Source organism: Yersinia thracica (assembly GCF_902170565.1).
Taxonomy (GTDB): domain Bacteria; phylum Pseudomonadota; class Gammaproteobacteria; order Enterobacterales; family Enterobacteriaceae; genus Yersinia; species Yersinia thracica.
Genome location: NZ_CABHXX010000077.1, coordinates 55,330 through 81,161, shown reverse-complemented (window position 1 = coordinate 81,161; position 25,832 = coordinate 55,330). Strand labels below are relative to the sequence as shown.

Below are 25,832 nucleotides of genomic sequence, written 5' to 3'. Positions count from 1 at the left end.
ACAATTGTAGCCTGAGAATATCTTTACGCTTTGAATAGCTGGCTGGCAACTTATTTTAATAGAAAAATGGCAATAACCGACTATCTTAGCGAAAAGTATTGGGAGTGAGAATAATAGCCTGTTAGACATGAGTAATTGTTACTATCAATATAATTCCATGTTAAAAATAATGATATTAAAAATCAATTGCCATGTTCATATCTTCAATTGCTCAGTAATTAATCGATACTTTATGATTGTATGAACTGAAGATTACTGAGTTTCACCTAGCAGTAATGCATGGTCAGGAAACTGACCATAAGTATTATTCACCGCCTGTTGTCGGGTGGATTGTCCAACCAATGTACTTAATGCATCAAGGCGCAGTTGTAATAAACGCTTAATTTCAATTTCATTATCTAAAATCGCTCTTAGCTTATCCCGTAATAGCTCCTGTAGTACTAGCGATGAGCATGAAGAAATAGTGATTTTAACGGTACTTTCGACTGCTTTAAGATAAGTCATTTCTAGATCAACCAGCGCATCCCAATTACCCTCAGTCGCCAGCACTAACATTTGCTCACTGAGGGTCAGGATTTGTTGATAATCGGACAAAAGGTGCTGGTGACGTTCCATTTAATGGGGTCCTAATCTGGTTGATAATTGGGGCCGATCTGCCGCCAGGCATCCGCAATATTGTCGAGCAAAGCGAGCACTTCAGTAATAGCCTGTTCGTCATTATGCAAGTTGGCATGCAGCAAGCGTCGTGTCATATAGTCATACAAGGCTGATAAGTTTTCGGCCAACTCACCACCTTTCTCCATATCCAGCCCCGCACTTAGCCCATTATCAATGATATTAATAGCTTTGGATAATGCAGCGCCTTTGGCTGGTATATCTCCCTGATTCATCAAGATGCGGGCGCGAACCAGGGCGCTTTGCGCCCCGTCGAACAGCATCACGATCAATTGATGAGGGCTTGCACTCATTACACCACTTTCCATGCCTACTTGAGTGTAAGCTTGAGCCCCTGATCGATTGTACATGTCCTATCCCTTATGAAGAAAATTGCTGAGTTAAGAAATTACCGGTATTGGTTAATGAACTCACCAATTTATCTAATTGGGTAAATTGTGCTTTATATCGTTCAATGGTGGCGTTAATACTCTCAGTGGTCGATGTAACCTGTTTTTCTAATGATTTCAGTGATTTGTTTATACCATCTGTGGCTGTTTTTAATGAGCCTTTTGTGGTATCTAGTGCGGTGTTTAACAGGTTATCTATTTGAGTTGCGAAACCTGTAGCTTTACCGTCGCCGACAAAAAATGCGGTCACACTATTAGGTTGGTCAGTCAACGCCTTATCAAGCTTTTTGGCGTCGATGACTAATTTACCATCAAGGTCTTGAGTGATACCCATTGCAGCCAGGGTTTTTACATCCCCTCCTTGTGCTGAGGCCAACTGACTTTTTAGCTGTGTCTGAATACTGCGCAATGTCCCATCGCCAACTAATGCGCCATTGCTGGTTGATTGATCTTTACCCGCTTCAACAGCGGTGTATTTAGTTAAAGAGGCAAATGTTGTTTGTAGTGAGTTATAAGAATCAACAAATGTTTGAATCGCGGCTTTGGTTGCTGTGGAGTCACGAGTAATTGTCAGTTGTTCAGGTTCATCTTTCTTGGTTACCGCTTTTAAAGTCAGAGTTACCCCTTGTGGAGCATCGGTAATGGTGTTGCTTTGACGGGTAATAGCCACGCCATTAACCGTCAGTGCGGCATCTTCTGCTTTCACTTTCTGTGTCATTGCACCGCTGCCACCGGTACTGCCTGGCGTATAGTTCAGGAAATTATTTAAGGTGTCATCACCACTGACACTGACGGTCATTTCTGATTTGGTACCCGTCTCCTTTGAGGTGAGTGCCAGGTAATAAGTGTCATCATCCGCTTTCATAATGCTGGCAGTAACGCTACCTTCTTGTTTATTAATCGCATCACGAATTCCAGTCAAAGAAGTCTGCTCACTGGTCAGCTTAACTTCCAATGGCTTGGTTTGACCCGGCTGTTTTATCGTTATAGTACGACTGTCGTTACCATTGCCCAGTTTATCTGTTGTGTTTGGCACCTCACCAGAAAGCAGTGATTGCGCTTTAGCCAGATTGGTGACTTCGACAGTGTAACTTCCGGCTGTTGCGCCGCTACCGGTGGTCGCTGCGAATGCAGTGTTGGTGCTGGCGACAGAAGTCGTGGCTAGCGTATCTGCTTTTTTTAGGGCCGCTGATGCAGTTTCTAATTTAGCTAATGCGCTCTGTAATACACCATAGGCGGTGAGTTTACCTTTATAACTGGTCTGCTGGTTGGTTAGCGGAGTTAAGCGAGTTTGCTCCGATGCACTTAACTTATCCAATAAAGTGCCTAGCTCCATATTTGAACCGATACCCAGCGAACTGATACTTGCCATTTCTAATCCTTAATATTCAAGTGTCGTTACAGGGGTTATCGGCCAGAGAGTCAAAAAGTTTACACATAAAATAGAATTTATGATGGGCAGAATAACGGGGGATACCAGGGCGCTATTTGCCCCATTGAGTAGAGTGTCAATTAAAGAATAGGCCATTAATCAATTTCAGAAAATTTTAAAATTATTTACCGGAATGTCTAAAGGTTCCTTAAAGAACGCCGATACAAGTTGGGACGGTGATGAAGCCGTGGGCAGTAAGCCCAAACCATAACCCAACAGCATTTAAGGAATATCACTATGGCGGTAATTAACACTAACACCCTGTCTCTGACGACTCAGAACAACATGAATAAATCACAGTCCTCTTTAGGCACCGCCATTGAGCGTTTGTCTTCTGGTCTGCGTATCAACAGTGCAAAAGACGATGCAGCGGGTCAGGCAATTGCTAACCGCTTCACCTCTAATATCAAAGGTTTGACTCAGGCTTCTCGTAACGCAAACGACGGTATCTCTCTGGCGCAGACCACTGAAGGTGCGTTGGGTGAAATCAACAACAACTTACAACGTGTTCGTGAGCTGAGTGTTCAGGCTGCAACCGGTTCTAACTCATCTTCTGACCTGAAATCAATCCAGGACGAAATTCAACAACGTCTGGACGAAATCGACCGCGTATCTGACCAAACTCAGTTCAACGGCGTGAAAGTGCTGGCTGGCAACAGCAGCATGAAAGTTCAGGTTGGCGCTAACGATGGCGAAACTATCAGCATCAATCTGGAAAAAATCGACTCAAAAAGCCTGGGCCTGCAAGGCTTCAACGTTGATGGTGCTAAACAAGCCTCTGTTGATGATTTGACTTCTCAGTTCAAAGCCACTGGTAGCACTAACTATAATGTTGGTACTCCGGCTGTTGCTTATAAAGTGGATGTTAACAGCGCGGCAGTAACTGATGGCGCGGGTGCTGCACAGTATATTAATGCGGGTACTGGTGCATTCTCTGGTACAGCAACAGCACCTAACACCGCATCAACAGTTTATAAAGATACCGGTGCAACCACTAACGCAGAAGGTGTTTCTATTGCGGCTGCTTCTGTTGGTAAAGCTGTTGGCGATAAATTCACTGCCCAAGGTATGGAATTTACCGTTAAAACAGCTGCTGATGTAAATGGTAACGGTGTATATAGTGCAACTGTTGATGGTAAAAGTGTTGATTTCACCACTGCGACAAGTACCGCTCCAGCGGGTACTGGCGCAACAGTGACGACCTCTTCTAAGTTGTACACCTCTGTTGTTGGTGGCGGTTTAACTACAAAAGCGACTGAAAACAACCGTGCTGCAACTTTAGCTGATTTGGATTTACAAGGTGCCACCAAAACCGGCAGCACTCTGACAATCAATGGTGCAACTTATACCGCTAACGCCAAAGGTGATGAAATCACTGATGCTGCTGGCAAAACCATGTTCATGTCCCGTACCGCTAACGGCAACGTGACTTTGATCAACGAAGATGCAGCTGCATCACAGAAATCAACTGAGAACCAACTGGCGACTGTTGATAAAGCGCTGGCACAAGTTGATGCACTGCGTAGTGGCTTGGGTGCGGTACAAAACCGTTTCGACTCAGCCATTACCAACCTGGGTAACACCATCAATAACCTGACTTCAGCACGTAGCCGCATCCAGGATGCTGATTACTCTACTGAAGTATCTAACATGAGCCGTGCGAACATTCTGCAACAAGCAGGGACTTCTGTACTGGCCCAGGCAAATCAGGTTCCACAAACTGTATTGTCTCTGCTGCGTTAATTTTTCCCAAACACAGCATTATTCAACCCCGCCTTTTCGGCGGGGTTTTTATATTGATATTGACACCATTCTCTTTGGAAATAATCGACAATATTATTTCCAAAGAGAATAAGTCCAAACTGGGCGCTAATAATCTATTTTTCGTGGTTTTGGTATCTATTTATCGCTCTATTTTTTCAATGTCAGCAATACGTTAACAGTAAAAGTCATGGGCATAAGTCAAATAGCCGCCTTTTTATAGGCCTATTCAGGCGATTGGCTGGCTGACCGGACAGGATAATGGTACGACTCTCTTACCCTTAGGTGCCTGTCTAGTGAGTGATCTGTATACCGCCGAAGGCGTGATGGACAAGAATTCCCTCTGGAAACGCTATGTGCCTCTGGTTCGCCATGAGGCATTGCGTTTGCAGGTGCGCCTGCCCGCCAGTGTGGAATTGGATGATTTGTTGCAGGCTGGGGGGATTGGTCTGCTGAATGCTGTTGAGCGTTATGACGCTTTACAAGGAACCGCATTTACCACTTATGCGGTACAGCGCATACGTGGCGCTATGTTGGATGAACTGCGCAGCCGGGATTGGGCACCACGCAGTGTGCGGCGCAATGCGCGCGAAGTGGCCAGTGCCATGCAAAAGGTGGAGCAGCGACTCGGCCGTCCAGCGACTGAGCAGGAAGTCGCACAAATCCTTGATATTGATTTGGTGGAGTACCGTCAGATCTTGTTAGACACCAACAACAGCCAGCTTTTTTCCTATGACGAATGGCGGGAAGAACACGGTGAAAGTGTCGAGCCCATGCTGGAAGGGCATGAGGATGCCAACCCGCTGCAACATTTATTGGAAGGAAATCTGCGCCAACGTGTCATTGAAGCGATCGAGGCCCTGCCGGAACGTGAAAAAATGGTGTTGACGCTGTATTACCAGGAAGAGCTGAACCTGAAAGAAATCGGGGCGGTGCTGGAAGTGGGGGAATCCCGCGTCAGTCAGCTTCATAGCCAGGCGATAAAACGCTTACGCAGCCGCCTGAATAACGACTCCTAATTCACTTTCGCTCAGTGACATCACAGTGTTTAACTTTATTAATGCAGGTCTTCTTATGCCAGGACTTCAGTTAAAAAAGCGGCCGCTGAGCCGTTATTTAAAAGATTATAAGCACGGCCAAACTCATTGTTCACATTGTCATAAACAGCTTGATCGTATGGCGTTGGTTTTTCGCGGACAAATTATCAATAAAGAAGCCATTGCCGGAATGGATCAGCCGATTGATGATCAAGTCTGGTTAAAGCTTCAGCACGAATTAACCGCATTGTGTCGTTTTTGCAGTGAGATCTATTGCAATAGCACACCGGGTTATTTTGATATTATGGCGTTCAAACAGTATTTATTTGAACAAACTGAAATGAGTCATAGCACTGTGCGCGAATATGTTGTGCGTCTACGTCGCTTAGATGAAATGCTGGTGGCAAAAAATTATCCAGCAGAAACATTTACCAGAGAAACATGCGCCAGCGAAACCCTGCATCAACGTATTATTGATGAACTGCCAAATGCTGCACATAACAATTACCGTATTGCTTTGCGTAAGTATGATCAATATTTAGCATGGCAAAAAAGCTACTAAGGCTAATGACGGCAGTGACCTCAGTTGAGAAAACTCCGTGTTTTTACCGAGACTGCCGCTAATATAACGCAAAATTATTAAATCAATATTTTCAGTGATTCCGCGCCCAGCAAGGTTCTCCTTGACTGGGCGTTTTATTATCTAATGTATTCTCCTGCATTATTGCTCTCAGACATCTATAATAAAATCAGTGATTATTACGATTACTTCTGATAAATCTATATTTCCATTTTGTACTTGAAGTAGCAGGGTCAGCGGCACCCACTTACCCGAGTCACTGGTTTAAATCAGTTTATTGGGGTTCGCATGCTGTTGATCTTTAAAGCCAATTGCTTTGGGGCAGCGTTAAAGTAACTGATTAATTTCTTGGGGGGCCTGTGACGCTTCAACACAAATTGGCGCAATTTCCGCGTTTGGATCTGGTGGGTAATGCCACGCCGTTGGAAAAACTATCGCGACTCTCCGATTATCTGGGACGTGAAATTTATATCAAACGTGATGATGTCACGCCGCTGGCGCTTGGGGGCAATAAGCTGCGTAAATTGGAATTTTTAGCGGCAGATGCACTGAGACAGGGCGCGGATACTCTGGTCACCGCAGGCGCTATCCAATCTAACCATGTGCGGCAAACGGCGGCGGTTGCCGCAAAGTTGGGATTACATTGTGTTGCCTTACTTGAGAATCCTATCGGTACCTCGCAGGAAAACTATCTGACCAATGGCAATCGATTGCTGCTGGATTTGTTTAATGTTGATGTGGTGATGTGTGATGGATTACATGATCCAAACCAACAGTTGGCTGAGTTGGCAACCCGTATCGAGGCTCAGGGTTTTCGCCCATATGTCGTGCCGGTCGGGGGATCTAATGCTCTAGGTGCCTTGGGATATGTGCAATGCGCATTGGAAATTGCGGCTCAGTCAGCCGGGAATGTTACCTTTAGTTCAGTGGTTGTCGCTTCCGGTAGCGCGGGCACTCATGCCGGGCTGGCCGTGGGATTACAGCAACTTTTACCCCAAGTAGAACTGATTGGTGTCACTGTCTCGCGTAAAGCACAAGAACAGCGCCCGAAAGTGACAGATATCCAGAAAACACTCGCCGAATCCCTTGGGATCACCGACGCGTTGGCGGACATCACCTTGTGGGATGATTATTTCGCGCCGCAATATGGCATGCCCAACGAAGAAGGGCTGGCGGCAATTGGGCTGTTGGCAAGACAGGAGGGGATACTGTTGGATCCGGTTTATACCGGCAAGGCGATGGCTGGTTTACTGGATGGCCTTGAGCAGAACAAGTTTCGCGATGATGGCCCAATTTTGTTTATTCATACCGGCGGTGCGCCTGCGCTATTTGCTTATCATCCGCAGGTGTAGTCTTTGGTTATTGCTTATTCTATTTGTAGCTATCGTTATTATTTTTTATTCCTTTATTCTATTAACAACACTGATAAAGTGTTGAATATCAAAATAAACATGACAGTTGGGGTATGTATGGGCTTTTCAATTGTACGTCGTCGGATGGTCTTGGGTATGGTGGCAGTTGCGCTGGCAACAGGCCTGAATGTGAAATCTTACGCCGCGGGTGACCTGTTAGATCAGGTTAAGGAGCGAGGAACTCTGATTGTCGGGTTGGAAGGAACTTATCCACCGTTCAGCTTCCAAGGCGAAGACGGTAAACTGACTGGTTTTGAAGTGGATTTCGCCAATGCACTGGCGCAACATATGGGCGTCAAAGCAAAAATCACCCCGACCAAATGGGATGGTATGTTGGCCTCATTGGAATCCAAGCGTATTGATGTGGCGATTAACCAAGTGACCATTTCAGATGAGCGCAAGAAAAAATACGATTTTTCAACGCCTTATACAATTTCAGGTATTCAGGTTCTGACCAAGAAAGGCAATGAAGGCAATTTCAGCAAGCCAGAAGATCTGGTCGGCAAAAAAGTGGGTGTCGGGCTGGGCAGTAACTATGAGCAATGGTTACGTGAAAACCTGAAAGATGTTGATATTCGTACCTATGATGATGACCCAACTAAGTATCAAGACCTTCGTGTCGGTCGTACAGATGCTATTTTAGTTGACCGTTTAGCCGCATTGGATTTGGTGAAGAAAACCAATAACACGTTAGCAGTTGCAGGCCCGGCATTTGCCCGTCAGGAATCTGGTATAGCTTTGCGTAAGAACAACCCTGAGTTGTTAGCGGCTATCAACAAAGCCATTGCTGAAATGCAAGAAGACGGCACCTTGGCCAAGATTTCCGAAAAATATTTTGGCGCGGATGTCACTAAATAATGCAAGAAAGTATTCAATTGGTGCTGGATTCAGCACCATTTTTATTGAAAGGTGCTTGGTTTACCCTCCAGCTTAGTTTGGGGGGGATGTTCTTTGGCCTGGCATTAGGTTTTATGTTAGCCATGATGCGGTTATCTCGCTTCTTGCCATTTTCACTTCTCTCTCGCTTTTACGTCTCCATTTTCCGTGGTACCCCATTAATTGCCCAACTGTTTATGATTTATTACGGTTTACCGCAATTTGGGATTGAGCTGGACCCTATGCCCGCCGCCTTGATTGGTTTATCACTCAATACCGCAGCTTATACATCGGAGACATTGCGAGCCGCTATTTCATCCATTGAGAAAGGGCAGTGGGAAGCCGCCGCCAGTATCGGGATGACGCGGTGGCAAACGCTCTATCGGGTGATATTACCGCAAGCCGGTCGTACTGCTTTGCCCCCGTTGGGCAACAGCTTTATCGGTTTGGTCAAAGACACTTCTCTGGCCGCGACTATCCAGGTCCCTGAACTTTTCCGACAAGCGCAATTGGTGACTTCCCGCACCTTGGAAGTTTTCACGATGTATCTGGCGGCCTCGCTGATTTATTGGATCATGGCAACAGTGTTGTCAGCATTACAAAATCGCCTGGAAGCGCATGTTAATCGTCAGGATCAGGAGTAACCATGAGTACCATCGACGTTAAAAAACTGACCAAACAGTTTAAAGGTCAACAGGTGCTGCACGGTATCTCACTGGAAGTGAATAGCGGTGAAGTGGTTGCGATCATTGGCCCGAGTGGCTCAGGTAAGACGACTCTATTGCGCAGTATCAATCTGCTTGAGATCCCTGACTCTGGAATTATTCGCGTCGGCGATATAGAGATTGATGGCAGCATCCCGATGAGCAAGCAGCAGCGGCAAATTCGGGCGTTGCGGCAGCAAGTCGGTTTTGTCTTCCAGAGCTTCAATTTGTTTCCGCATCGTTCAGTGCTGGAAAATATTATTGAGGGGCCGGTAATCGTCAAAGGCGAAAAACGGGCAGAGGCTGAAAAACGCGCCCGTGAGTTGTTGGCAAAAGTTGGGTTAAGTGGCAAGGAAGATGCCTATCCTCGCCGTTTATCCGGCGGGCAGCAACAGCGAGTGGCTATAGCACGGGCATTGGCGATGCAACCTCAGGTTATTCTGTTTGATGAGCCGACATCTGCATTGGACCCGGAGCTGGTGGGCGAGGTATTAGGCACTATTCGCGCACTGGCAGAAGAAAAGCGGACGATGGTTATTGTCACTCATGAAATGAGTTTTGCTCGTGATGTGGCGGACCGCGCTATCTTTATGGATCACGGGCGCATTGTTGAGCAAGGGCCAGCAAAAGAACTGTTTGCTCATCCACAGCATGAGCGTACGCGGCAGTTCCTTGATAAGTTTTTGAATAATCGCTGATTAACCTAATTTCCAGCGAGACATGCCAAGTCATTGTGGGGGCAATCATCTCGCCCCCGTTTGGCGATGGTTTTATTGGTAATGGTTTTATTGCTAAAAATTTTATCGGCAAGAATCCTAGAGGAATGCCTCGAGTTTAAGACGATAAGCTGTTGTTTTAACTTCTTTCATCCGCCCATGGCCCGGTAACACTTTTTGTTCAACAGTGACCAGCCCGGCTTTTTTCAGAATAGCCACATCACGAGTGACGGCACTACGGTCCCTTTTTAAACGAGTTGAGAGGGCGGTAATAGAACCCGGATACATTTTCACTGTTCGTAGCAGAACAATCCGCGCGGCACTTAATACCCGCACCATCTCTAACGGGTCTTCAAACGTAATGGTGTGCTCTTCCGGTAATGTTTGCCCCGTATCGGCGAGAGTAGCGAGTTTTTTGCCTCGTTTAAAAAAATCATCTTCCGTTGCTGTTTTGATGACTAGCTTGTCCATTAACTTCTCCTTAGTGAAGTCCAATCCTTTTGAAAGCAATCCTCTATCTGTTCAAAGCTGACAAAATCAACTGATTCAATTGCGCCCAGGTAATGGCGGTGGTGAAAACCATGGGCATTGTCATAACCGATGACCCGACCATTATCACCTTGCGATAGACAGTGATTAATATAAGCCAAATTATAGCGGGTGATGGTGCCGAAACGGTCAACCCATATTTCACGGCGCAATTGACCATTCCCCCGTCGGCTAGCAATTTGATGCGTTTCGTTGATAATCTTTTTATCAGCCATGAATATAATTATCACCTCTGAATGTTGTTGTACACAATATATTCACTAAGAAGAAAGCTAGACGTATGCACCGCCCAGCTGTTTGTTTTAATTAATAATGGGTTAGAGTCACCTAAGGACACAAGGACGCTAGTTCAATGATGCAGGATATTACGGGAGAAAAAGGAGATGCTTGCAATTTTTCACCGCCGAATTGCGTGGGATCTCGAAAAAATTCAGCTGGCGGTGTTATTGCTTAAGCCAAAAAAATAAGGCCCCGAAGGGCCTTGTTAGATGAAGCTCACTTATACATATTCATTACCTGAAAGCTTAGCCAATAGTCATCAAGCTGGCATTCCCACCCGCCGCTGCAGTATTGACACTCAGTGAGTGCTCAATGAGCAAGCGCTCTAGCAGGATATTGGTTTCACCGCGTGCAAAGCCTTGTACTGAGACAATCGGCCCATCAATTTGTGCTATCTGCTCGCATAAGGTGCGTAGTTGATCCGCATCTCCATGATAGATAACGGCATCAAAGGTGATATTCGCTGTTTGCCAATCTTTCGCGAAAGTAATGCGTGATTTTACAACTGCGGGTAATGTGCGGAATAAGTCTCTTTGTAGCGTATTTTCCAGCCATAGCACTTCACTCCCGACCGCCAAAACGGCAGCCAGTTGTGTCAGCGCATCCGCCTCGGTATCTGCCAGGCACAGGATACGTTCACGAGGCAGCAGGGCGTAGGTGTTTCGTTCACCGGTGGGCCCCGATAATAGCCGGACAGTGCCGCCTTGTGCCAACTCGCCATAACGCGCAGCCAACTGAGTTAATGCCGTATGTTGGTGCTCATTAGCCCATTGAGTCAGAGCATGATGGGCGGTTTGTAGTGCTTCACGGCCTGAGATATTCTGCACTTGCCCATTATCCTGATGGACAAGCGTGTTGATGACAGCATCTTCTGGTCGGCTACACAGGAGGCGATACAGATACAGTGGACCGCCGGCTTTAGGCCCGGTGCCAGAGAGGCCTTCACCGCCAAAAGGTTGGACGCCAACTACGGCTCCGACCATATTGCGGTTGACGTAGAGATTACCCACTTTGGCTTTTTCAGTAACTTGAGCAATGGTTTCATCAATACGGGTATGAATGCCCAATGTTAAACCATAACCAGAAGCATTGATTTGGTCGACTAGCGCACTGAGATTTTTGCGCTGGAAACGCACGACGTGCAGAACCGGGCCGAAAACTTCTTTCTGTAGCTCATCAAAGCTATCCAGTTCTATTAATGTCGGCTTGATAAAAGTACCGCGCTGCCACTCTGTTTCGTCCAAACTATTGGCTCTGGCGGCTTGATACACTTTGCGCCCTTTAGCCCGCATGGCTTGAATATGCCGTTCAATACCCGCTTTGGCTTGCAAATCAATAACCGGCCCGATATCGGTAGACAGGCGCTCTGGGTTACCCATTCGGCATTCAGCCATGGCGCCCCGCAGCATTTGTAGCGTGTGCTCGGCAACATCATCCTGAATACAAAGGATCCGTAAGGCCGAGCAGCGCTGACCGGCGCTATCAAAGGCTGAGGCGACTACATCGGTCACCACTTGCTCAGTGAGCGCCGAAGAATCAACAATCATGGCATTCAAACCGCCGGTTTCGGCAATCAGTGGGGTTGGACGGCCTTGTGGGTCGAGCCTGCCGGCGATGCTGCGTTGTAAAATAGCAGCCACTTCAGTTGAACCAGTAAACATCACGCCGCGCACGCGGGCATCATTAACTAAGGCCGCACCGACACTATCACCCTGGCCGGGGAGCAACTGGAGCACACCTTGTGGGATACCGGCTTCGAGCAAGATACGCACTGCTTGAGCAGCAACCAGCGGGGTTTGCTCTGCCGGTTTTGCCAACACACTATTACCGGCGGCTAATGCGGCAGCAACCTGACCGGTAAATATCGCCAGCGGGAAATTCCACGGGCTGATGCAAACCACTGGGCCGAGTGGGCGGTGGCTATCATTGGAAAAGTTATCGCGCACCATTCCGGCATAATAATGCAGGAAATCAACCGCCTCACGAACTTCTGCAATCGCGTTACTGAAGGTTTTACCGGCTTCGCGCACCAGTATGCCCATCAGTGTTTGCATTTGATTTTCCATCAACTCAGCAGCACGCACTAAAATAGCAGCGCGCTCGACAGGGGGAGTGGCAAACCAAATCGCCCCGGCACTGGCGGCGGCATCCAATGCACGGCTGACTTCTGTATCGGTTGCTTCACGAACGTAGCCGACGATATCTGCCGGTTCTGCCGGGTTGATAACCGGCTGTTCCATGTTATTACCCAGCTCCGCGCCGCTATCAAGTTCTGCATTAATCAGCGGCTCGGCCCGCCACACTTGGCTCGCGCTGGTCAGCAGAGCACTGGAAAGAGAAGCCAGACGGTGCTCGTTCGCCAGATCCAAACCGCTGGAATTAGCACGTTCCTCGCCATACAACTCACGCGGTAAAGGAATGCGCGGGTGCGGTAAGCCGAGTTGGCCTTCACTGGCTGCAATAGCTTCTACTGCACTGACCGGGTCTGCCACTAGCTCATCCAGCGGCAGTGTGGCATCCGCAATGCGGTTGACAAATGAAGTGTTAGCCCCGTTTTCCAACAGGCGGCGTACCAGATAAGCCAGCAAGGTTTCATGAGTCCCTACCGGGGCATAAATACGACATGGGCGGTTCAGCTTGCCCTCAGAAACTTTACCCACCACCTGCTCATACAGTGGTTCACCCATACCATGTAGACATTGGAATTCGTACTGGCCGGGATAGTAGTTTTGCCCGGCAAGATGATAAATTGCGGATAAAGTATGTGCGTTGTGTGTGGCAAATTGGGGGTAAATCAGGTTAGGGACGGCCAATAATTTACGCGCGCAGGCCAGATAAGAAACATCGGTATAAACCTTGCGGGTATAAACTGGATAACCTTCCAAACCATCCACTTGAGCGCGTTTTATTTCGCTGTCCCAATATGCCCCTTTGACCAGACGAATCATCAGCCGGCGGCGGCTGCGCTGGGCCAATTCAATCACTGCATCAATGGTGGCCGGGCAGCGTTTCTGGTAAGCCTGAATGACAAAACCGATACCATTCCAACCGGCTAATTTTGGCTCAAAGCAGAGTTTTTCCAGCAGATCGAGTGAAATTTCCAGACGATCGGCTTCTTCCGCATCAATATTAATTCCAATGTCATATTGGCGGGCTTGTAGAGTCAGCGACAGCAAACGTGGGTAAAGCTCATCCATTACGCGCTCATATTGGGCACGGCTATAGCGCGGGTGTAGGGCAGAAAGTTTGATTGAGATCCCCGGCCCCTCATAGATACCACGGCCATTGGAGGCTTTGCCGATAGCATGAATAGCCTGCTGATAGGAGAGCAAATAGGCCTGAGCATCGGCTTCCGTCAGCGCCGCTTCCCCCAACATATCGTAAGAATAGCGGAATCCTTTGTCTTCCAGTTTGCGCGCATTGGCTAAGGCTTCGGCGATGGTTTCACCGGTGACGAATTGCTCACCCATCAGGCGCATTGCCATATCCACGCCCTTGCGGATCAGTGGTTCGCCCCCTTTGCCGATAATCCTATTTAATGAACTGGAAAGTTTGGCCTCATTATGAGTAGAGACCAGGCGGCCGGTAAACAGTAAGCCCCAGGTCGCCGCATTGACAAACATGGACGGGCTACGGCCCAAGTGGGAGTGCCAGTTGCCGTTGCTGATTTTATCGCGGATCAGCGCATCACGAGTCGGTTTGTCAGGAATACGCAGCAGTGCTTCCGCAAGACACATCAACGCCACGCCCTCTTGGGAAGACAGGGAAAATTCTTGCAGCAAGCTTTGCACTATACCGGCACGACCATTAGCGCTTTTTTGATTTCTTAGTTTTTCAGCAATGGAATAAGCCAGTTGATGCGCGGCCTGGGCTAAGTCTTCGGGTAAACGTGCCTGTTCCAATAACATCGGGACGGCTTCTGTTTCCGGGCGGCGGTAGGCCGCTGTAATGGCTGCACGGGTAACCGATTGTGGCAACACTTGCTCGGCGAATTCTAAGAAAGGTTGATGATTATTTTCAGTAACTTGCGGCATAATATCGTCCGCTTCAGATGAAGAGGACGCCTGCGCCGTTGGGAGCTCCGGTAATTCGCTGTTATTTTCCAGCCGCTCCAAATAGTTAAAAATGGCCTGCTTAATCAGCCAGTGCGGTGTGCGATCAATACGCTGTGCGGCGGCCTTAATACGGTCGCGTGTTGCTTCATCGAGTTTCACGCCCATTGTGGTACTAGCCATACTGTCAGGCTCCTTAATCAGGGGAGTTAGCATTTTAATGCAAACAATATCAAGCATGTTGCAACTTTGTGCAACCGTGTTAAATCAACGGTATAGGCGAAGTGTGAATTCAGTCTGGTTTTTAACAATTATCCGGCAATTCAGATTGTTTAAATATGAAGTAAAACGGTGACTGGCACTAATAACAGTAGGGTTTTTAGGGTGTTTACCTTAGGTGCCACTCATTTTGTCGTGTTGGGTATCACTGTCGACAGGGGTTAATGTGACGCAGGGTGAATTTTTTGTAATAAATTTGTTTAAATTGTTGTAGCGCAAGAAAAGACTCTACTAGGATAGCAACCTCAAGATAGCCATTTGCTAGCGTATAGTTGTGCTAATAGTTTATTTTAGATTTTAGCGCCCATTTCTGGTGCAACTCAGTGTTACGTTCCGACCAACCAGAGAGAAAGCAGGGTGCCGCCTTACACAGTAAACACTCAATATCATGGGATATTAAAACGATAATATACAAAATGGAGATGTAGCATGACCATGAATACACCGATGTTGGTGACTTTTTTAGTTTACATTTTTGGGATGATCCTCATTGGCCTGGTAGCCTATCGGGCGACCAAAAGTTTTGATGACTATATTCTAGGCGGGCGAAGTTTAGGGAGCGTGGTGACGGCATTGTCTGCCGGGGCTTCCGATATGAGCGGCTGGTTATTAATGGGGTTACCGGGGGCCATCTTCTTGTCGGGGATATCCGAAAGCTGGATAGCCATAGGTTTGACCATTGGTGCTTATTTTAACTGGAAATTAGTGGCTGGCCGTTTACGGGTTCATACCGAAGCGAATAATAATGCTCTGACCTTACCGGACTATTTCACCAGCCGTTTTGAAGATAAAAGCAAACTGTTACGGGTAATATCAGCCGTAGTTATTTTAGTATTCTTTACTATTTATTGTGCTTCAGGAATCGTTGCCGGAGCGCGCTTATTCGAAAGTACTTTTGACATGAGCTACAGCACCGCCTTGTGGGCAGGGGCTGCTGCCACTATCGCTTATACCTTTATTGGCGGTTTCCTGGCGGTCAGTTGGACTGATACTGTACAAGCGACCTTGATGATTTTCGCGCTGATTCTGACCCCGATTATGGTGATTCTGGCTGTGGGGGGGATTGATACCTCAATGATGGTTATTGCCGCGAAAAACCCCGCCAATATTGATATGTTCAAAGGGTTGAATCTGGTTGCTATCCTTTCTCTGCTGGGTTGGGGCTTGGGCTATTTTGGTCAGCCACATATTCTGGCGCGTTTTATGGCGGCAGACTCTCACCGCACTATTCGTAGCGCCCGCCGTATCAGTATGACCTGGATGATTCTGTGTTTGGCAGGGACTATTGCCGTGGGCTTCTTCGGGATTGCCTACTTCGAGAACAACCCGCAATACGCCGGAAGTGTGACTCAAAATGGTGAGCGCGTCTTTATTGAACTGGCCAAGCTGCTGTTCAACCCGTGGATGGCCGGTATTTTGCTGTCGGCTATTTTGGCTGCGGTAATGAGTACGTTAAGCTGCCAATTACTGGTGTGCTCCAGCGCATTAACGGAAGATTTGTACAAAGCGTTTCTGCGTAAAAAAGCCAGCCAGAAAGAGTTGGTCTGGGTGGGGCGTGCCATGGTGTTGTTGGTGGCGTTAATTGCCATTGCATTAGCCGCGGACCCCGATAACCGGGTGCTTGGTCTGGTGAGTTATGCTTGGGCGGGCTTTGGTGCGGCCTTTGGGCCAGTGGTTCTAATTTCAGTCATGTGGCCACGGATGACCCGCAATGGTGCGCTGGTGGGGATGCTGGTCGGCGCTATTACGGTGATTGTCTGGAAGCAATATGCTTGGTTGGGTTTATACGAAATTATCCCCGGTTTCTTATTCGCCAGTATCGCGATCCTAGTGGTGAGTTTGCTGGGTAAAAGCCCGAGCAATGCAATTACCGAACGTTTTCGTCAGGCGGAAGCTGAGTTTAAAACTGTCTAAAAATAGCTTTTATCTTTAATTCACATAGCCTCCTGCAAAACAGGGGGCTTTTTTATAGAAAATACCGCCTGAACTTCATGATGACATTAATTTGTATCCTAATGAATTCATTTGCTATTTAACCCAGCAGAAACAACTTGCCACAGTTTGCTTAACAATATTCTTATTCAGCCTCTTGAATTTCTTTTTGCCAGAATGATAATCACTATCGTTTTACTTTTCTTTACGTTTATTGACGATGATCTTAATCGCACATTTTCCTTACTGCCCACCGCAGGGGTGTTTAGCATGTTTGTCCCATTTCTTATTATGTTTCGTGAAGGGCTGGAGGCAGCGCTGATTGTCAGCCTGATCGCCAGTTATCTTAAACGTACTCAACGCGGTCAATGGATGGGGGCAGTATGGGTGGGGGTTATTACCGCCGCAGCACTTTGCCTGGCTATCGGTATATTTATTAATGAAACCACCGGTGAGTTCCCACAAAAACAACAAGAGCTGTTCGAAGGGATTATCGCCGTGGTGGCGGTTTGCATATTAACCTATATGGTTTTCTGGATGCGCAAAGTCTCTAAGTCAGTCAAAGTTCACTTAGAAGGGGCTATTGATAACGCTCTGAAATTTGATAATAAAAAAGGCCGAGGCCAAGGCTGGGCATTAGTCGTAATGGTCTTTTTTGCCGTGGCGCGCGAAGGTCTGGAGTCAGTTTTCTTTTTATTAGCGGCTTTTCAGCAGGATGTCGGCATTGGCGCCCCCATCGGCGCAATATTGGGCTTGAGCTGCGCTATTTTGGTCGGTATGGCTATTTACTGGGGCGGCGTTAAATTACATCTGGCTAAATTCTTCAAATGGACCAGCCTGTTTATTCTGTTTGTGGCCGCCGGTCTTGCTGCCGGGGCGATAAGAGCCTTCCATGAAGCCGGCCTGTGGAACCATTTCCAAGATATCGCTTTTGACCTGACCAATGTGCTTTCAACACACTCTTTATTGGGCACTTTCCTCGAGGGCATGTTTGGCTATCAGGAAGCTCCAACCGTCAGTGAAGTCGCGGTCTACTTTATTTATTTGATTCCGGCATTGATTTTCTTTTTCCTTCCACCACGCGCCACGGCGGCTTCAACCGTACCGGCTGCGCGGAAAACTAACCAATAATTCAGGGATTTATCACATGTCTAACCGGTTCTTCCGTCGCACTGCTCTACATGCCGCTTTATTGGCACTGCCTGCTTTCGCCATTAGCGCGCAGGCTGCTGATATTCCTCAGGTTAAAATCACAGTCACTGATAAACAATGTGAGCCAATGGCGCTGTCTATCCCCGCCGGTAAAACACAGTTTATAGTTCACAATGCCAGCCAAAAAGGGTTGGAGTGGGAGATCCTGAAAGGGGTTATGGTGGTTGAAGAACGTGAGAATATCGCGCCAGGTTTTACCCAGAAAATGACTGCCAATTTGGAACCGGGTGAATACGATATGACCTGCGGTTTACTCAGTAACCCTAAAGGTAAATTGACCGTTACTGCTGGTTCTGACACCGCGACCAAACCGGATGCCATGGCACTGGTGGGGCCGATTGCCGAGTATAAAGTGTATGTTACCCAAGAAGTGGCTCAGTTAGTCACTCAAACCAAAGCTTTCACTGATGCAGTGAAAAAAGGTGATTTGGCCTTAGCCCGTAAGCTCTACGCACCGACGCGTCAGCATTATGAGCGTATCGAGCCGATTGCTGAATTGTTCTCTGATTTGGACGGCAGCATCGATGCCCGTGAAGACGATTTTGAACAGAAAGCGGCTGATCCAAAATTCACCGGTTTCCACCGTTTAGAAAAAATCCTATTTGGCGACAATACCACCAAAGGGGCGGATAAATTTGCTGACCAGCTGTATCAAGACACGCTGGAACTGCAAAAACGTATTACCGGCCTGACATTTGCGCCGAACAAAGTGGTGGGCGGGGCAGCAGGTTTAATTGAAGAAGTGGCTGCCAGTAAAATCAGTGGTGAAGAAGATCGCTACAGCCGCACAGATTTGTGGGATTTCCAGGCAAACGTCGATGGTGCACAGAAAATTGTTAATCTGTTGCGGCCATTGCTGGAAAAAGCCAATAAGCCATTATTGGATAAAATCGATGCCAACTTCACCACAGTTGATAGCGTATTGGCGAAATACCGCACTAAAGATGGTTACGAATCTTATGAGAAGTTAACTGATGCGGATCGCAATGCGATGAAAGGGCCGATTACGGCACTGGCAGAAGACCTTGCTCAACTGCGTGGTGTATTGGGTCTGGATTGAGGCATTAAAATGAGTAAGAAAACCGGCCCGCAACACGGGCTGTATCAGCAAGATCAAGATAACGAGGCGGTTTTACCCTCTCGTCGGCGTTTGCTCTTGGGAATGGGGATGATGAGTGGCGCATTGGCGCTCGGTGGGGCAAAAATAGCCCGTGCTGCGGACTGCCCAGCTCCGGAAGCGGCTCCCGTGCAAGATGATCGCTGGCAGAAGCAGCCTTTTTACGGTCAGCATCAATCTGGAGTATTAACCTCGCAGCAGGCGGCGATGATGTTGGTGGCATTTGATGTGCTGGCAACAGATAAAACCGCATTGATTCGGCTATTCAAGCTAGTAACAGAGCGAATTGCTTTTTTGACCACAGGCGGACATGCGCCTTCAGTGAATGCGAAACTGCCGCCATTGGATTCGGGCATTATGGGGCCGGAAATTTATCCCGATAACCTGACGATCACTGTTTCTGTCGGCGATTCGCTGTTTGATGAGCGTTTTGGCTTGCAAGGGCGAAAACCACTGCGGCTTCAGAGAATGACCCGCTTTCCTAATGATTCATTGGATGCGGGTTTGTGTCATGGTGATATATTGCTGCAAATTTGCGCCAATACTAATGAAACTGTGATCCATGCGTTGCGCGATATTATCAAACATTTGCCGGATCTTCTCAGTGTCCGCTGGAAGCGCGAAGGGTTTATTTCTGCCCATGCCGCTCGCAGCAAAGGTAAAGAAACGCCCATCAATTTGTTAGGTTTTAAAGACGGAACCGCCAATCCGAAAACCAGTGATAAACCGCTGATTAATCAGGTGGTCTGGGTTCAGGAAAATGCCGGAGAACCCGCCTGGGCGGCCGGCGGCAGCTATCAGGCGGCGCGAATTATCCGCTTCAAAGTAGAATTCTGGGATCGAACGCCCTTGCAAGAACAGCAAACTATTTTTGGCCGTGATAAACACAGCGGTGCGCCTTTGGGCATGGTACATGAGCATGATGAACCGGATTACACCAAAGACCCAGACGGCAAAGTGATCCCTATGGATGCGCATATTCGGCTGGCCAATCCGCGCACGGCGGATGCTCAGAATAACTTGATGCTGCGCCGTGGCTACAGCTATTCACTGGGCGTATCAAATTCGGGGCAATTGGACATGGGGCTATTATTTGTCTGCTATCAGTCTGATTTAGAAAAAGCTTTTTTGACCGTGCAAAAACGGCTGAATGGAGAAGCGCTCGAAGAGTATGTAAAACCCATTGGTGGGGGCTATTTCTTCGTCTTGCCGGGGGTGGCGGATACCAATCATTATCTGGCGCAAGGGCTATTGGAAGCTTAATATTGAAATAAAGCACCACTTTTGCGGTGCTTTTTCTAACTATTTAGCGCGCTAATTTAGCGGTAATTTTCGCTACATGTTCGCCCTGGAAACGTGCAATGGCGAGTTCTTCAGCACTTGGTTGGCGGGAACCATCACCACCAGCAATAGTGGTTGCGCCATAAGGCGTGCCGCCGCGGGTCTGCGAAACATCGAATAGCTCTTTGGCACCATAGCCGATAGGGACAATGATAAAGCCGTGATGGGCTAGGGTGGTCCAGGTTGAAGTGATGGTGTGTTCTTGCCCGCCGCCGGTTCCGGTAGAAGCAAATACACTGGCGACTTTGCCGTACAATGCGCCGGAAGCCCACAGCCCACCGGTTTGATCAAGGAATGTACGCATTTGCCCCGCCATATTACCAAAGCGAGTTGGCGTACCGAAAATGATGCCATCGTAATCTGCTAACTCTTGCGGGGTTGCCACGGGGGCTTTTTGGTCGGTGTTCCCTCCCGCTTTGGCGATAATATCGGCTGGCATGGTTTCCGGCACGCGCTTTATGGTCACTTCAACGCCGCTGACTTTTTGGGCACCCTCGGCAATTGCGCCGGCAAGTGTTTCGATATGCCCATACATGGAATAATAAAGCACTAGAATTTTCGCCATCTCGCTTCGCTCCAATCATATTTATTGAATAATGCTGATGATGTCATCATAGCCGCTGCTTATGATACTTATTAACCATACGCCAATATGGTCAGGCTGCAACTTTGATAGCACGGAGAGCAAAAGTCCGTCGTATTGGCACCGTGCGAAAACCCCGCAGAGCAATATAGGGCTTTAGGCCTAATTTAGCGCTTTGGTTTGGATAAAAAGATAATAGGAAAGTAATGTAATAAGGGCGGATAAAGAAAGATATACCCCAGCATAAGCTAGCCCAAAGGGTAATACTGCATTAATAATTAAGGGCGTCACGCCACCAAATAAACTAGCAGAAACATTTAGTCCAACACCTAAATTGGCGGTGTGCCCATCAGTCACAATGGCTGCTATAGATAACTGTGAGCATAATATTATCGCAGCGGTAACTGTAATAAAAAATTGTGTCAGTATAACTAACGTAATATTATCACTGGTTAATAAAAAATAAAGACAGGGTGAAAATAAAATTAAACTATAAATACCAATAAAAGAGGCTTTTAATGAAGTGGAAAGCTTGTCGATTAACCAACCCGTCAGCATTAATATTATCAACAAAAATAGTGTCGAGAGCATGGAATACCAGTTTTTGAAATCACCTAAATGTAATGACTCGCGTATTATGGATGTTGACATATTCTGAGCGTAAAAAACTGTTTGGGACGGTATCATGATCAAAATAATCTGCACTATTTTAGCCCAGTTAACACGTTGCTGACAATTGATCGCGGGCTGAGCCGGTAATTTAATTCGTAGCCAAAAGCTCATCGCAATATTAAAGATACCCAGTAATAGTGGAATTCGCCAACCATACGCTTGCATATTGGTTGAAGTTAGTCTGTGCTCTAATACATAAACAATAAATAAAGAGGCAAAAACGCCCACAAGAGAACTGGCAACAATAAGGCTGGTGATTCTGGCGCGTTCATTAGATGCAGAGTCATTGAACAGGTAAGTTGCCAATGAAGCCAATTCCCCCCCGAAACTAAGTGAAAGTATTAATTGTAATAGTAATACCACCAGTGGCGCATAATATCCCAATACACTGATAGGCAATAATGCCATGCACAGAGTTGCCACCCCGGCAATAGAGCTGGTGAGGATCAAGGCAGCTTTACGTCCGACTCTATCCGCGTAATGACCAATAAGATAACCACCAAGGGGGCGGGCGATAAATCTGAGAGCAAATATTCCCCATACAATATGGTCAGCTTGAGATATTCCTTGCCGTTCAAATTCCGCACTGAGATACCCCGATATAGCAGCAAATACCGCGATATCATAATACTCTAAGGTATTACCTGCTACGGCCCCTAATCTGAATCTCCATTTCATTTTATTCCCTCATTTATTATATTGTAGTTATGTTGTTTTAATAAGAGTATCTAAACAAGCCAGTGTGACACCGTGCTCTTTAAGTGCTTTGAATAACACTGCGGATGATTGATTTTGGCAATCAAGTTTCTCTTTTATACGGTTAATTCGGGTTTGTATGGTTGTTGCTGAACAGCCCTGAAGCGCAGCAATTTCTTTTACTTTTTTATGTGAAAGTAAATATCGAATAGTTATTATTTCTTTTTGCGTAAAACGAATGTTGCCAAATCGCATATAGGGATGATAATCAAGAGAGTCACTTTTTGTTTCATTAGGCTCTATTATATCAATGATAGTGTTATCCCTCAGTGGTAAACTAATTTCTTGTTGATTATTTTTTGTTTTCCATATTTGGCTGGCATAGTCACTCAATGTGGGTTTTAATTTTAAAAAGTTCATCATATCATTTGAGGATAATACGCCTGTGGAAGATAGAGATGTCAGCTCAAAAATTGAACCGTGGCGAGTGCAGATATTTATTTGAGTTTTCAGATTCTTATTTTTAAATTTAGATAGAGTATTTAAGTAGCTATCTGGATAGTTATGCCAGGGTTCTATTCCAGGCGTTAGTCGTTTACCTATTTGCAAGTCAAGTTCATCATTCCAGAATAATAAATGCCAATCATAATCGCTACACATACAGATAATTTCTTTATTAGCTACATCTATTACACCATGACCTACGATAGTATTATCCCAATCAAAACAATGTGCGAAAGTTGAACGCATATTATTACTGTTTGTTTCAAATGTATTATTTCTAACATCCATAATTAACTCCTAAATTTATGAGAGTGCCGTGATAGAGCTATTGCCCTACAGCTTTATCACATATCACGCCGTCATGAGAAATAAAAGATCTTTTTATTGCGATAACATGTTAATGATTTCTGTATTAGGCTAATTTCCGTCAGCCTGAGATCCACTGAGATCCACTGAGATAAGTTGATAATATAGTAATGATTGTTATGCATTATAATAACGGAGTTACATATTATTAATGACACAGGTTGGCCTCATGCTGATATTATTGCGGCTATCCGTAAAAAGGTTCTTCGCTCTCAGCATTGTCGCGCGGTGCGGGGTTAAATTTATCTACTTGAGCAATGCTATTAATCGACATTGGCCAAAAGGAGAAACGATTATTGCTAATTTCTTAGGTGTCGAGGCTGCGGAGATATGGCCGTCACGTTATAAACAAAACGAGAAAAAACAAAAAGAGTGAATTAATTTAATGCTGATGATGTCATCATAGCCGCTGCTTATGATACTTATTACCATACGCCAGTATGGTCAAGCTGCAACTTTGATAACACGGAGAGCAAAAGTACGTCGTATTGGCACCGTGCGAAAACCCCGCAGAGCAATATAGGGCTTTAGGCCTAATTTAGTGCTTTGGCTCTACGAAAAAGATAGTAGGAAAGTAATACAGTAAATCCTGTTAACGCTATATATCCCCCCACATACACCAACCCATAAGGTAATAAAATACTAATAATTAATGGTGCTACACCACCAAATAAACTCGGTGCGAGATTACATCCTACGCCCATGGTGGCAGTATGACCTTGTGCAATATTAGCAACAACGGATTGTATACAACTTATTATTAAGGCTGCATTGGCAGTGATCAAAAATTGAGCCAATAAAACTAATTCAAGGCTGTTACTTGATAGTAAGAAATACAGTGGGGCAGTAAAAATAATCAAGATAAAAATGCCCCATCTAAAACCTTTGGCAGCGGTTAAGTGTTTGTCAATTAACCAGCCAAACAATAACAGGAGAATTAAGAGCAATAATGTGGATAACATTGCATATACATTTTTTAAGTTACCTATTTGGAGCGTTTCTCGAATGAGCGACATTGACATATTCTGAGCATAGAATACTGTTACTGAAGGGGCGAGAGTCAGAACTATCTGTATTACATTCAACCAGTTAACATGGCGATGGCAATCAATAGGAGGCTGGATAGGTAATTTAATACGAAACCAAAAACTGATCGCAATATTGACGATGCCGAACAGCAGAGGAATCCGCCAGCCGAATGTTTGCATGGAGGTTGGGTCAAGAGTCCTTTCTAGCACATATACCATTAATAGTGAGGTGAGTACGCCAATAAGTGCACTGCCACTGATAAGGCTACTAATTCTGGCGCGTTCATTGTCGGCTGCATCATTATAAAGATATGTCGTTAGTGTTGCTAATTCACCGCCAAAGCTGAGCGACAATGTCATTTGTAGTAGCAATACCACCAATGGTGCATAATATCCCAATACACTGATAGGCAATAATGCCATACACAGGGTTGCCACCCCAGTAATAAAACTGGAAAGGATCAAGGCGGCTTTACGGCCGACTCTATCAGCATAATGACCAATAAGATAACCACCAAGGGGGCGAGTGAGAAATCTGAGAGCAAATATTCCCCATACAATACTGTCTGCCTGCGCATATCCTTGTTGTGCGAATTCAGCGCTCAGATATACTGATATAGCAGCAAATACCGCGATATCATAATACTCCAAGGTATTACCTGCTACGGCTCCTAATCTGAATCTCCATTTCATTTTATTCCCTCATTTATTATATTGTAGTTATGTTGTTTTAATAAGAATATCTAAACAAGCCAGTGTGACACCGTGCTCTTTAAGTGCTTTGAATAACACAGCGGATGATTGATTTTGACAATCAAGTTTATATTTTATACGGTTAATTCGGGTTTGTATGGTTGTTGCTGAACACCCCTGAAGCGCAGCAATTTCTTTTACTCTCCGATGTGAAAGTAAATATCTAATAGTCATAATTTCTTTTTGTGTAAAACGGATATTGCCAAATCGCATATAGGGATGACAATCAAGAACGTCACTGTTTTTGTCATTAGGTTCTACTATATCAATGATAGTGTTATCCCTCAGTGGTAAACTAATTTCTTGTTGATTATTTTTTGTTTTCCATATTTGGTTAGTGTAGTCACTCAATGTGGGTTTTAATTTTAGAAAGTTCATCATGTCTTTTGATGATAATTCGCCTGTGGAACACAGAGATGTCAGCTCAAAAATTGAACCGTGGCGAGTGCAGATATTTATTTGAGTTTTCAGATTCTTATTTTTAAATTTAGATAGAGTATTTAAGTAGCTATCTGGATAGTTATGCCAGGGTTCTATTCCAGGCGTTAGTCGTTTACCTATTTGCAAGTCAAGTTCATCATTCCAGAATAATAAATGCCAATCATAATCGCTACACATACAGATAATTTCTTTATTAGCTACATCTATTACACCATGACCTACGATAGTATTATCCCAATCAAAACAATGTGCGAAAGTTGAACGCATATTATTACTGTTTGTTTCAAATGTATTATTTCTAACATCCATAATTAACTCCTAAATTTATGAGAGTGCCGTGATAGAGCTATTGCCCTACAGCTTTATCACATATCACGCCGTCATGAGAAATAAAAGATCTTTTTATTGCGATAACATGTTAATGATTTCTGTATTAGGCTAATTTC

Annotated in this window: 23 protein-coding genes; 12 read left to right on the top strand and 11 right to left on the bottom strand. The window is 45.8% G+C overall.

Features of this window, described 5'->3' with window-relative positions:
- Nucleotides 1-252: 252 nt before the first annotated feature.
- Genes fliT through fliD form a run of 3 tightly spaced genes read right to left on the bottom strand, consistent with a single transcriptional unit; the run spans nt 253 to nt 2,436 of the window.
- The gene (gene fliT / locus FTA91_RS10975; RefSeq protein ID WP_050115488.1) at nt 253-615 is read right to left on the bottom strand and encodes a flagella biosynthesis regulatory protein FliT; all 363 of its coding nucleotides are present in this window, start codon (nt 613-615) and stop codon (nt 253-255) included.
- Nucleotides 616-626: 11 nt separating this feature from the next.
- Nucleotides 627-1,025, bottom strand: a complete 399-nt coding sequence (fliS, locus tag FTA91_RS10970; RefSeq protein WP_050115490.1) for a flagellar export chaperone FliS — start codon at nt 1,023-1,025, stop codon at nt 627-629.
- A gap of 10 nt (nt 1,026-1,035) precedes the next feature.
- Complete coding sequence (gene fliD / locus FTA91_RS10965; protein ID WP_050115492.1) at nt 1,036-2,436, bottom strand: flagellar filament capping protein FliD; 1,401 nt, start codon at nt 2,434-2,436, stop codon at nt 1,036-1,038.
- 297 nt (nt 2,437-2,733) lie between these two features.
- Here fliD and FTA91_RS10960 point away from each other — a divergent pair, with 297 nt between their 5' ends.
- From FTA91_RS10960 to tcyN, 7 genes are all read left to right on the top strand, one after another.
- A complete protein-coding gene (locus FTA91_RS10960; RefSeq protein WP_050115493.1) occupies nt 2,734-4,239 on the top strand; it encodes a flagellin N-terminal helical domain-containing protein in 1,506 nt (501 codons plus the stop codon).
- A gap of 314 nt (nt 4,240-4,553) precedes the next feature.
- Complete coding sequence (locus FTA91_RS10955) at nt 4,554-5,276, top strand: RNA polymerase sigma factor FliA (RefSeq protein ID WP_050115496.1); 723 nt, start codon at nt 4,554-4,556, stop codon at nt 5,274-5,276.
- 55 nt (nt 5,277-5,331) lie between these two features.
- Entirely contained in the window at nt 5,332-5,856 is a 525-nt protein-coding gene (fliZ, locus tag FTA91_RS10950; protein ID WP_050115498.1) for a flagella biosynthesis regulatory protein FliZ, read from the top strand.
- 377 nt (nt 5,857-6,233) lie between these two features.
- Nucleotides 6,234-7,226, top strand: a complete 993-nt coding sequence (locus FTA91_RS10940; protein WP_050115500.1) for a D-cysteine desulfhydrase — start codon at nt 6,234-6,236, stop codon at nt 7,224-7,226.
- A 117-nt stretch (nt 7,227-7,343) separates the two neighbouring features.
- Nucleotides 7,344-8,144, top strand: a complete 801-nt coding sequence (tcyJ, locus tag FTA91_RS10935; RefSeq protein ID WP_050115679.1) for a cystine ABC transporter substrate-binding protein — start codon at nt 7,344-7,346, stop codon at nt 8,142-8,144.
- Nucleotides 8,144-8,806 (top strand): cystine ABC transporter permease, encoded by a 663-nt coding sequence (gene tcyL / locus FTA91_RS10930; RefSeq protein ID WP_050115501.1) that lies wholly within the window; start codon nt 8,144-8,146, stop codon nt 8,804-8,806. The genes tcyJ and tcyL overlap by 1 nt, the downstream gene beginning before the upstream one ends.
- Before the next feature lie 2 nt (nt 8,807-8,808).
- Entirely contained in the window at nt 8,809-9,564 is a 756-nt protein-coding gene (gene tcyN / locus FTA91_RS10925) for an L-cystine ABC transporter ATP-binding protein TcyN (RefSeq protein WP_050115503.1), read from the top strand.
- 117 nt (nt 9,565-9,681) lie between these two features.
- Here tcyN and FTA91_RS10920 read toward each other — a convergent pair whose 3' ends face one another.
- The 3 genes from FTA91_RS10920 to putA form a co-directional block, all read right to left on the bottom strand.
- Nucleotides 9,682-10,053, bottom strand: a complete 372-nt coding sequence (locus FTA91_RS10920; RefSeq protein ID WP_145535770.1) for an HVO_A0114 family putative DNA-binding protein — start codon at nt 10,051-10,053, stop codon at nt 9,682-9,684.
- Complete coding sequence (locus tag FTA91_RS10915; protein ID WP_038633685.1) at nt 10,053-10,346, bottom strand: toxin-antitoxin system TumE family protein; 294 nt, start codon at nt 10,344-10,346, stop codon at nt 10,053-10,055. The genes FTA91_RS10920 and FTA91_RS10915 overlap by 1 nt, the downstream gene beginning before the upstream one ends.
- Nucleotides 10,347-10,655: 309 nt before the next feature.
- Nucleotides 10,656-14,645 (bottom strand): trifunctional transcriptional regulator/proline dehydrogenase/L-glutamate gamma-semialdehyde dehydrogenase, encoded by a 3,990-nt coding sequence (gene putA, locus FTA91_RS10910; protein WP_145535772.1) that lies wholly within the window; start codon nt 14,643-14,645, stop codon nt 10,656-10,658.
- 525 nt (nt 14,646-15,170) lie between these two features.
- Here putA and putP point away from each other — a divergent pair.
- The 4 genes from putP to efeB all read left to right on the top strand — a co-directional run bounded on the left by putP (nt 15,171) and on the right by efeB (nt 20,265).
- Nucleotides 15,171-16,655: a sodium/proline symporter PutP gene (gene putP / locus FTA91_RS10905; protein WP_145535775.1), complete on the top strand. Its 1,485-nt coding sequence runs from the start codon at nt 15,171-15,173 to the stop codon at nt 16,653-16,655.
- A 288-nt stretch (nt 16,656-16,943) separates the two neighbouring features.
- A complete protein-coding gene (gene efeU / locus FTA91_RS10900; protein WP_145583338.1) occupies nt 16,944-17,804 on the top strand; it encodes an iron uptake transporter permease EfeU in 861 nt (286 codons plus the stop codon).
- A 16-nt stretch (nt 17,805-17,820) separates the two neighbouring features.
- Nucleotides 17,821-18,945, top strand: coding sequence for an iron uptake system protein EfeO (gene efeO / locus FTA91_RS10895; RefSeq protein WP_145535777.1), 1,125 nt, complete (start codon nt 17,821-17,823; stop codon nt 18,943-18,945).
- A 9-nt stretch (nt 18,946-18,954) separates the two neighbouring features.
- Nucleotides 18,955-20,265, top strand: a complete 1,311-nt coding sequence (gene efeB, locus FTA91_RS10890; RefSeq protein WP_145583336.1) for an iron uptake transporter deferrochelatase/peroxidase subunit — start codon at nt 18,955-18,957, stop codon at nt 20,263-20,265.
- Nucleotides 20,266-20,308: 43 nt separating this feature from the next.
- On the opposite strand, the gene wrbA is transcribed toward efeB, so the two are convergent.
- The 3 genes from wrbA to FTA91_RS10875 all read right to left on the bottom strand — a co-directional run bounded on the left by wrbA (nt 20,309) and on the right by FTA91_RS10875 (nt 23,086).
- Nucleotides 20,309-20,908, bottom strand: a complete 600-nt coding sequence (gene wrbA / locus FTA91_RS10885) for an NAD(P)H:quinone oxidoreductase (protein WP_050115517.1) — start codon at nt 20,906-20,908, stop codon at nt 20,309-20,311.
- Between the two features lie 180 nt (nt 20,909-21,088).
- Nucleotides 21,089-22,276, bottom strand: a complete 1,188-nt coding sequence (locus tag FTA91_RS10880; RefSeq protein WP_145535781.1) for an MFS transporter — start codon at nt 22,274-22,276, stop codon at nt 21,089-21,091.
- A 27-nt stretch (nt 22,277-22,303) separates the two neighbouring features.
- Nucleotides 22,304-23,086, bottom strand: a complete 783-nt coding sequence (locus tag FTA91_RS10875) for a helix-turn-helix transcriptional regulator (RefSeq protein WP_145583334.1) — start codon at nt 23,084-23,086, stop codon at nt 22,304-22,306.
- A 229-nt stretch (nt 23,087-23,315) separates the two neighbouring features.
- On the opposite strand from FTA91_RS10875, the gene FTA91_RS10870 reads away from it, so the two are divergent.
- Nucleotides 23,316-23,540 carry a helix-turn-helix domain-containing protein gene (locus FTA91_RS10870; RefSeq protein WP_413081219.1) on the top strand — a complete coding sequence of 75 codons (225 nt, stop codon included), beginning with the start codon at nt 23,316-23,318 and terminating at the stop codon, nt 23,538-23,540.
- A 157-nt stretch (nt 23,541-23,697) separates the two neighbouring features.
- On the opposite strand, the gene FTA91_RS10865 is transcribed toward FTA91_RS10870, so the two are convergent.
- Nucleotides 23,698-24,885, bottom strand: a complete 1,188-nt coding sequence (locus FTA91_RS10865) for an MFS transporter (protein ID WP_145536006.1) — start codon at nt 24,883-24,885, stop codon at nt 23,698-23,700.
- A gap of 27 nt (nt 24,886-24,912) precedes the next feature.
- Nucleotides 24,913-25,695: a helix-turn-helix transcriptional regulator gene (locus FTA91_RS10860; protein WP_145583332.1), complete on the bottom strand. Its 783-nt coding sequence runs from the start codon at nt 25,693-25,695 to the stop codon at nt 24,913-24,915.
- Nucleotides 25,696-25,832: the final 137 nt, after the last annotated feature.

Excerpts from the sequence above, each read along its gene's own strand:
- FTA91_RS10875 (WP_145583334.1), bottom strand. The coding sequence starts at position 23,086 with ATGGATGTTAGAAATAATACATTTGAAACAAACAGTAATAATATGCGT.
- wrbA (WP_050115517.1), bottom strand. The coding sequence starts at position 20,908 with ATGGCGAAAATTCTAGTGCTTTATTATTCCATGTATGGGCATATCGAA.
- efeO (WP_145535777.1), top strand. The coding sequence starts at position 17,821 with ATGTCTAACCGGTTCTTCCGTCGCACTGCTCTACATGCCGCTTTATTG.
- efeB (WP_145583336.1), top strand. The coding sequence starts at position 18,955 with ATGAGTAAGAAAACCGGCCCGCAACACGGGCTGTATCAGCAAGATCAA.
- putA (WP_145535772.1), bottom strand. The coding sequence starts at position 14,645 with ATGGCTAGTACCACAATGGGCGTGAAACTCGATGAAGCAACACGCGAC.
- FTA91_RS10920 (WP_145535770.1), bottom strand. The coding sequence starts at position 10,053 with ATGGACAAGCTAGTCATCAAAACAGCAACGGAAGATGATTTTTTTAAA.
- tcyN (WP_050115503.1), top strand. The coding sequence starts at position 8,809 with ATGAGTACCATCGACGTTAAAAAACTGACCAAACAGTTTAAAGGTCAA.
- fliZ (WP_050115498.1), top strand. The coding sequence starts at position 5,332 with ATGCCAGGACTTCAGTTAAAAAAGCGGCCGCTGAGCCGTTATTTAAAA.
- putP (WP_145535775.1), top strand. The coding sequence starts at position 15,171 with ATGACCATGAATACACCGATGTTGGTGACTTTTTTAGTTTACATTTTT.
- tcyJ (WP_050115679.1), top strand. The coding sequence starts at position 7,344 with ATGGGCTTTTCAATTGTACGTCGTCGGATGGTCTTGGGTATGGTGGCA.
- fliD (WP_050115492.1), bottom strand. The coding sequence starts at position 2,436 with ATGGCAAGTATCAGTTCGCTGGGTATCGGTTCAAATATGGAGCTAGGC.
- FTA91_RS10860 (WP_145583332.1), bottom strand. The coding sequence starts at position 25,695 with ATGGATGTTAGAAATAATACATTTGAAACAAACAGTAATAATATGCGT.
- FTA91_RS10880 (WP_145535781.1), bottom strand. The coding sequence starts at position 22,276 with ATGAAATGGAGATTCAGATTAGGGGCCGTAGCAGGTAATACCTTAGAG.
- FTA91_RS10870 (WP_413081219.1), top strand. The coding sequence starts at position 23,316 with ATGACACAGGTTGGCCTCATGCTGATATTATTGCGGCTATCCGTAAAA.
- FTA91_RS10960 (WP_050115493.1), top strand. The coding sequence starts at position 2,734 with ATGGCGGTAATTAACACTAACACCCTGTCTCTGACGACTCAGAACAAC.
- efeU (WP_145583338.1), top strand. The coding sequence starts at position 16,944 with ATGTTTGTCCCATTTCTTATTATGTTTCGTGAAGGGCTGGAGGCAGCG.
- fliT (WP_050115488.1), bottom strand. The coding sequence starts at position 615 with ATGGAACGTCACCAGCACCTTTTGTCCGATTATCAACAAATCCTGACC.
- tcyL (WP_050115501.1), top strand. The coding sequence starts at position 8,144 with ATGCAAGAAAGTATTCAATTGGTGCTGGATTCAGCACCATTTTTATTG.
- FTA91_RS10865 (WP_145536006.1), bottom strand. The coding sequence starts at position 24,885 with ATGAAATGGAGATTCAGATTAGGAGCCGTAGCAGGTAATACCTTGGAG.
- FTA91_RS10915 (WP_038633685.1), bottom strand. The coding sequence starts at position 10,346 with ATGGCTGATAAAAAGATTATCAACGAAACGCATCAAATTGCTAGCCGA.
- fliS (WP_050115490.1), bottom strand. The coding sequence starts at position 1,025 with ATGTACAATCGATCAGGGGCTCAAGCTTACACTCAAGTAGGCATGGAA.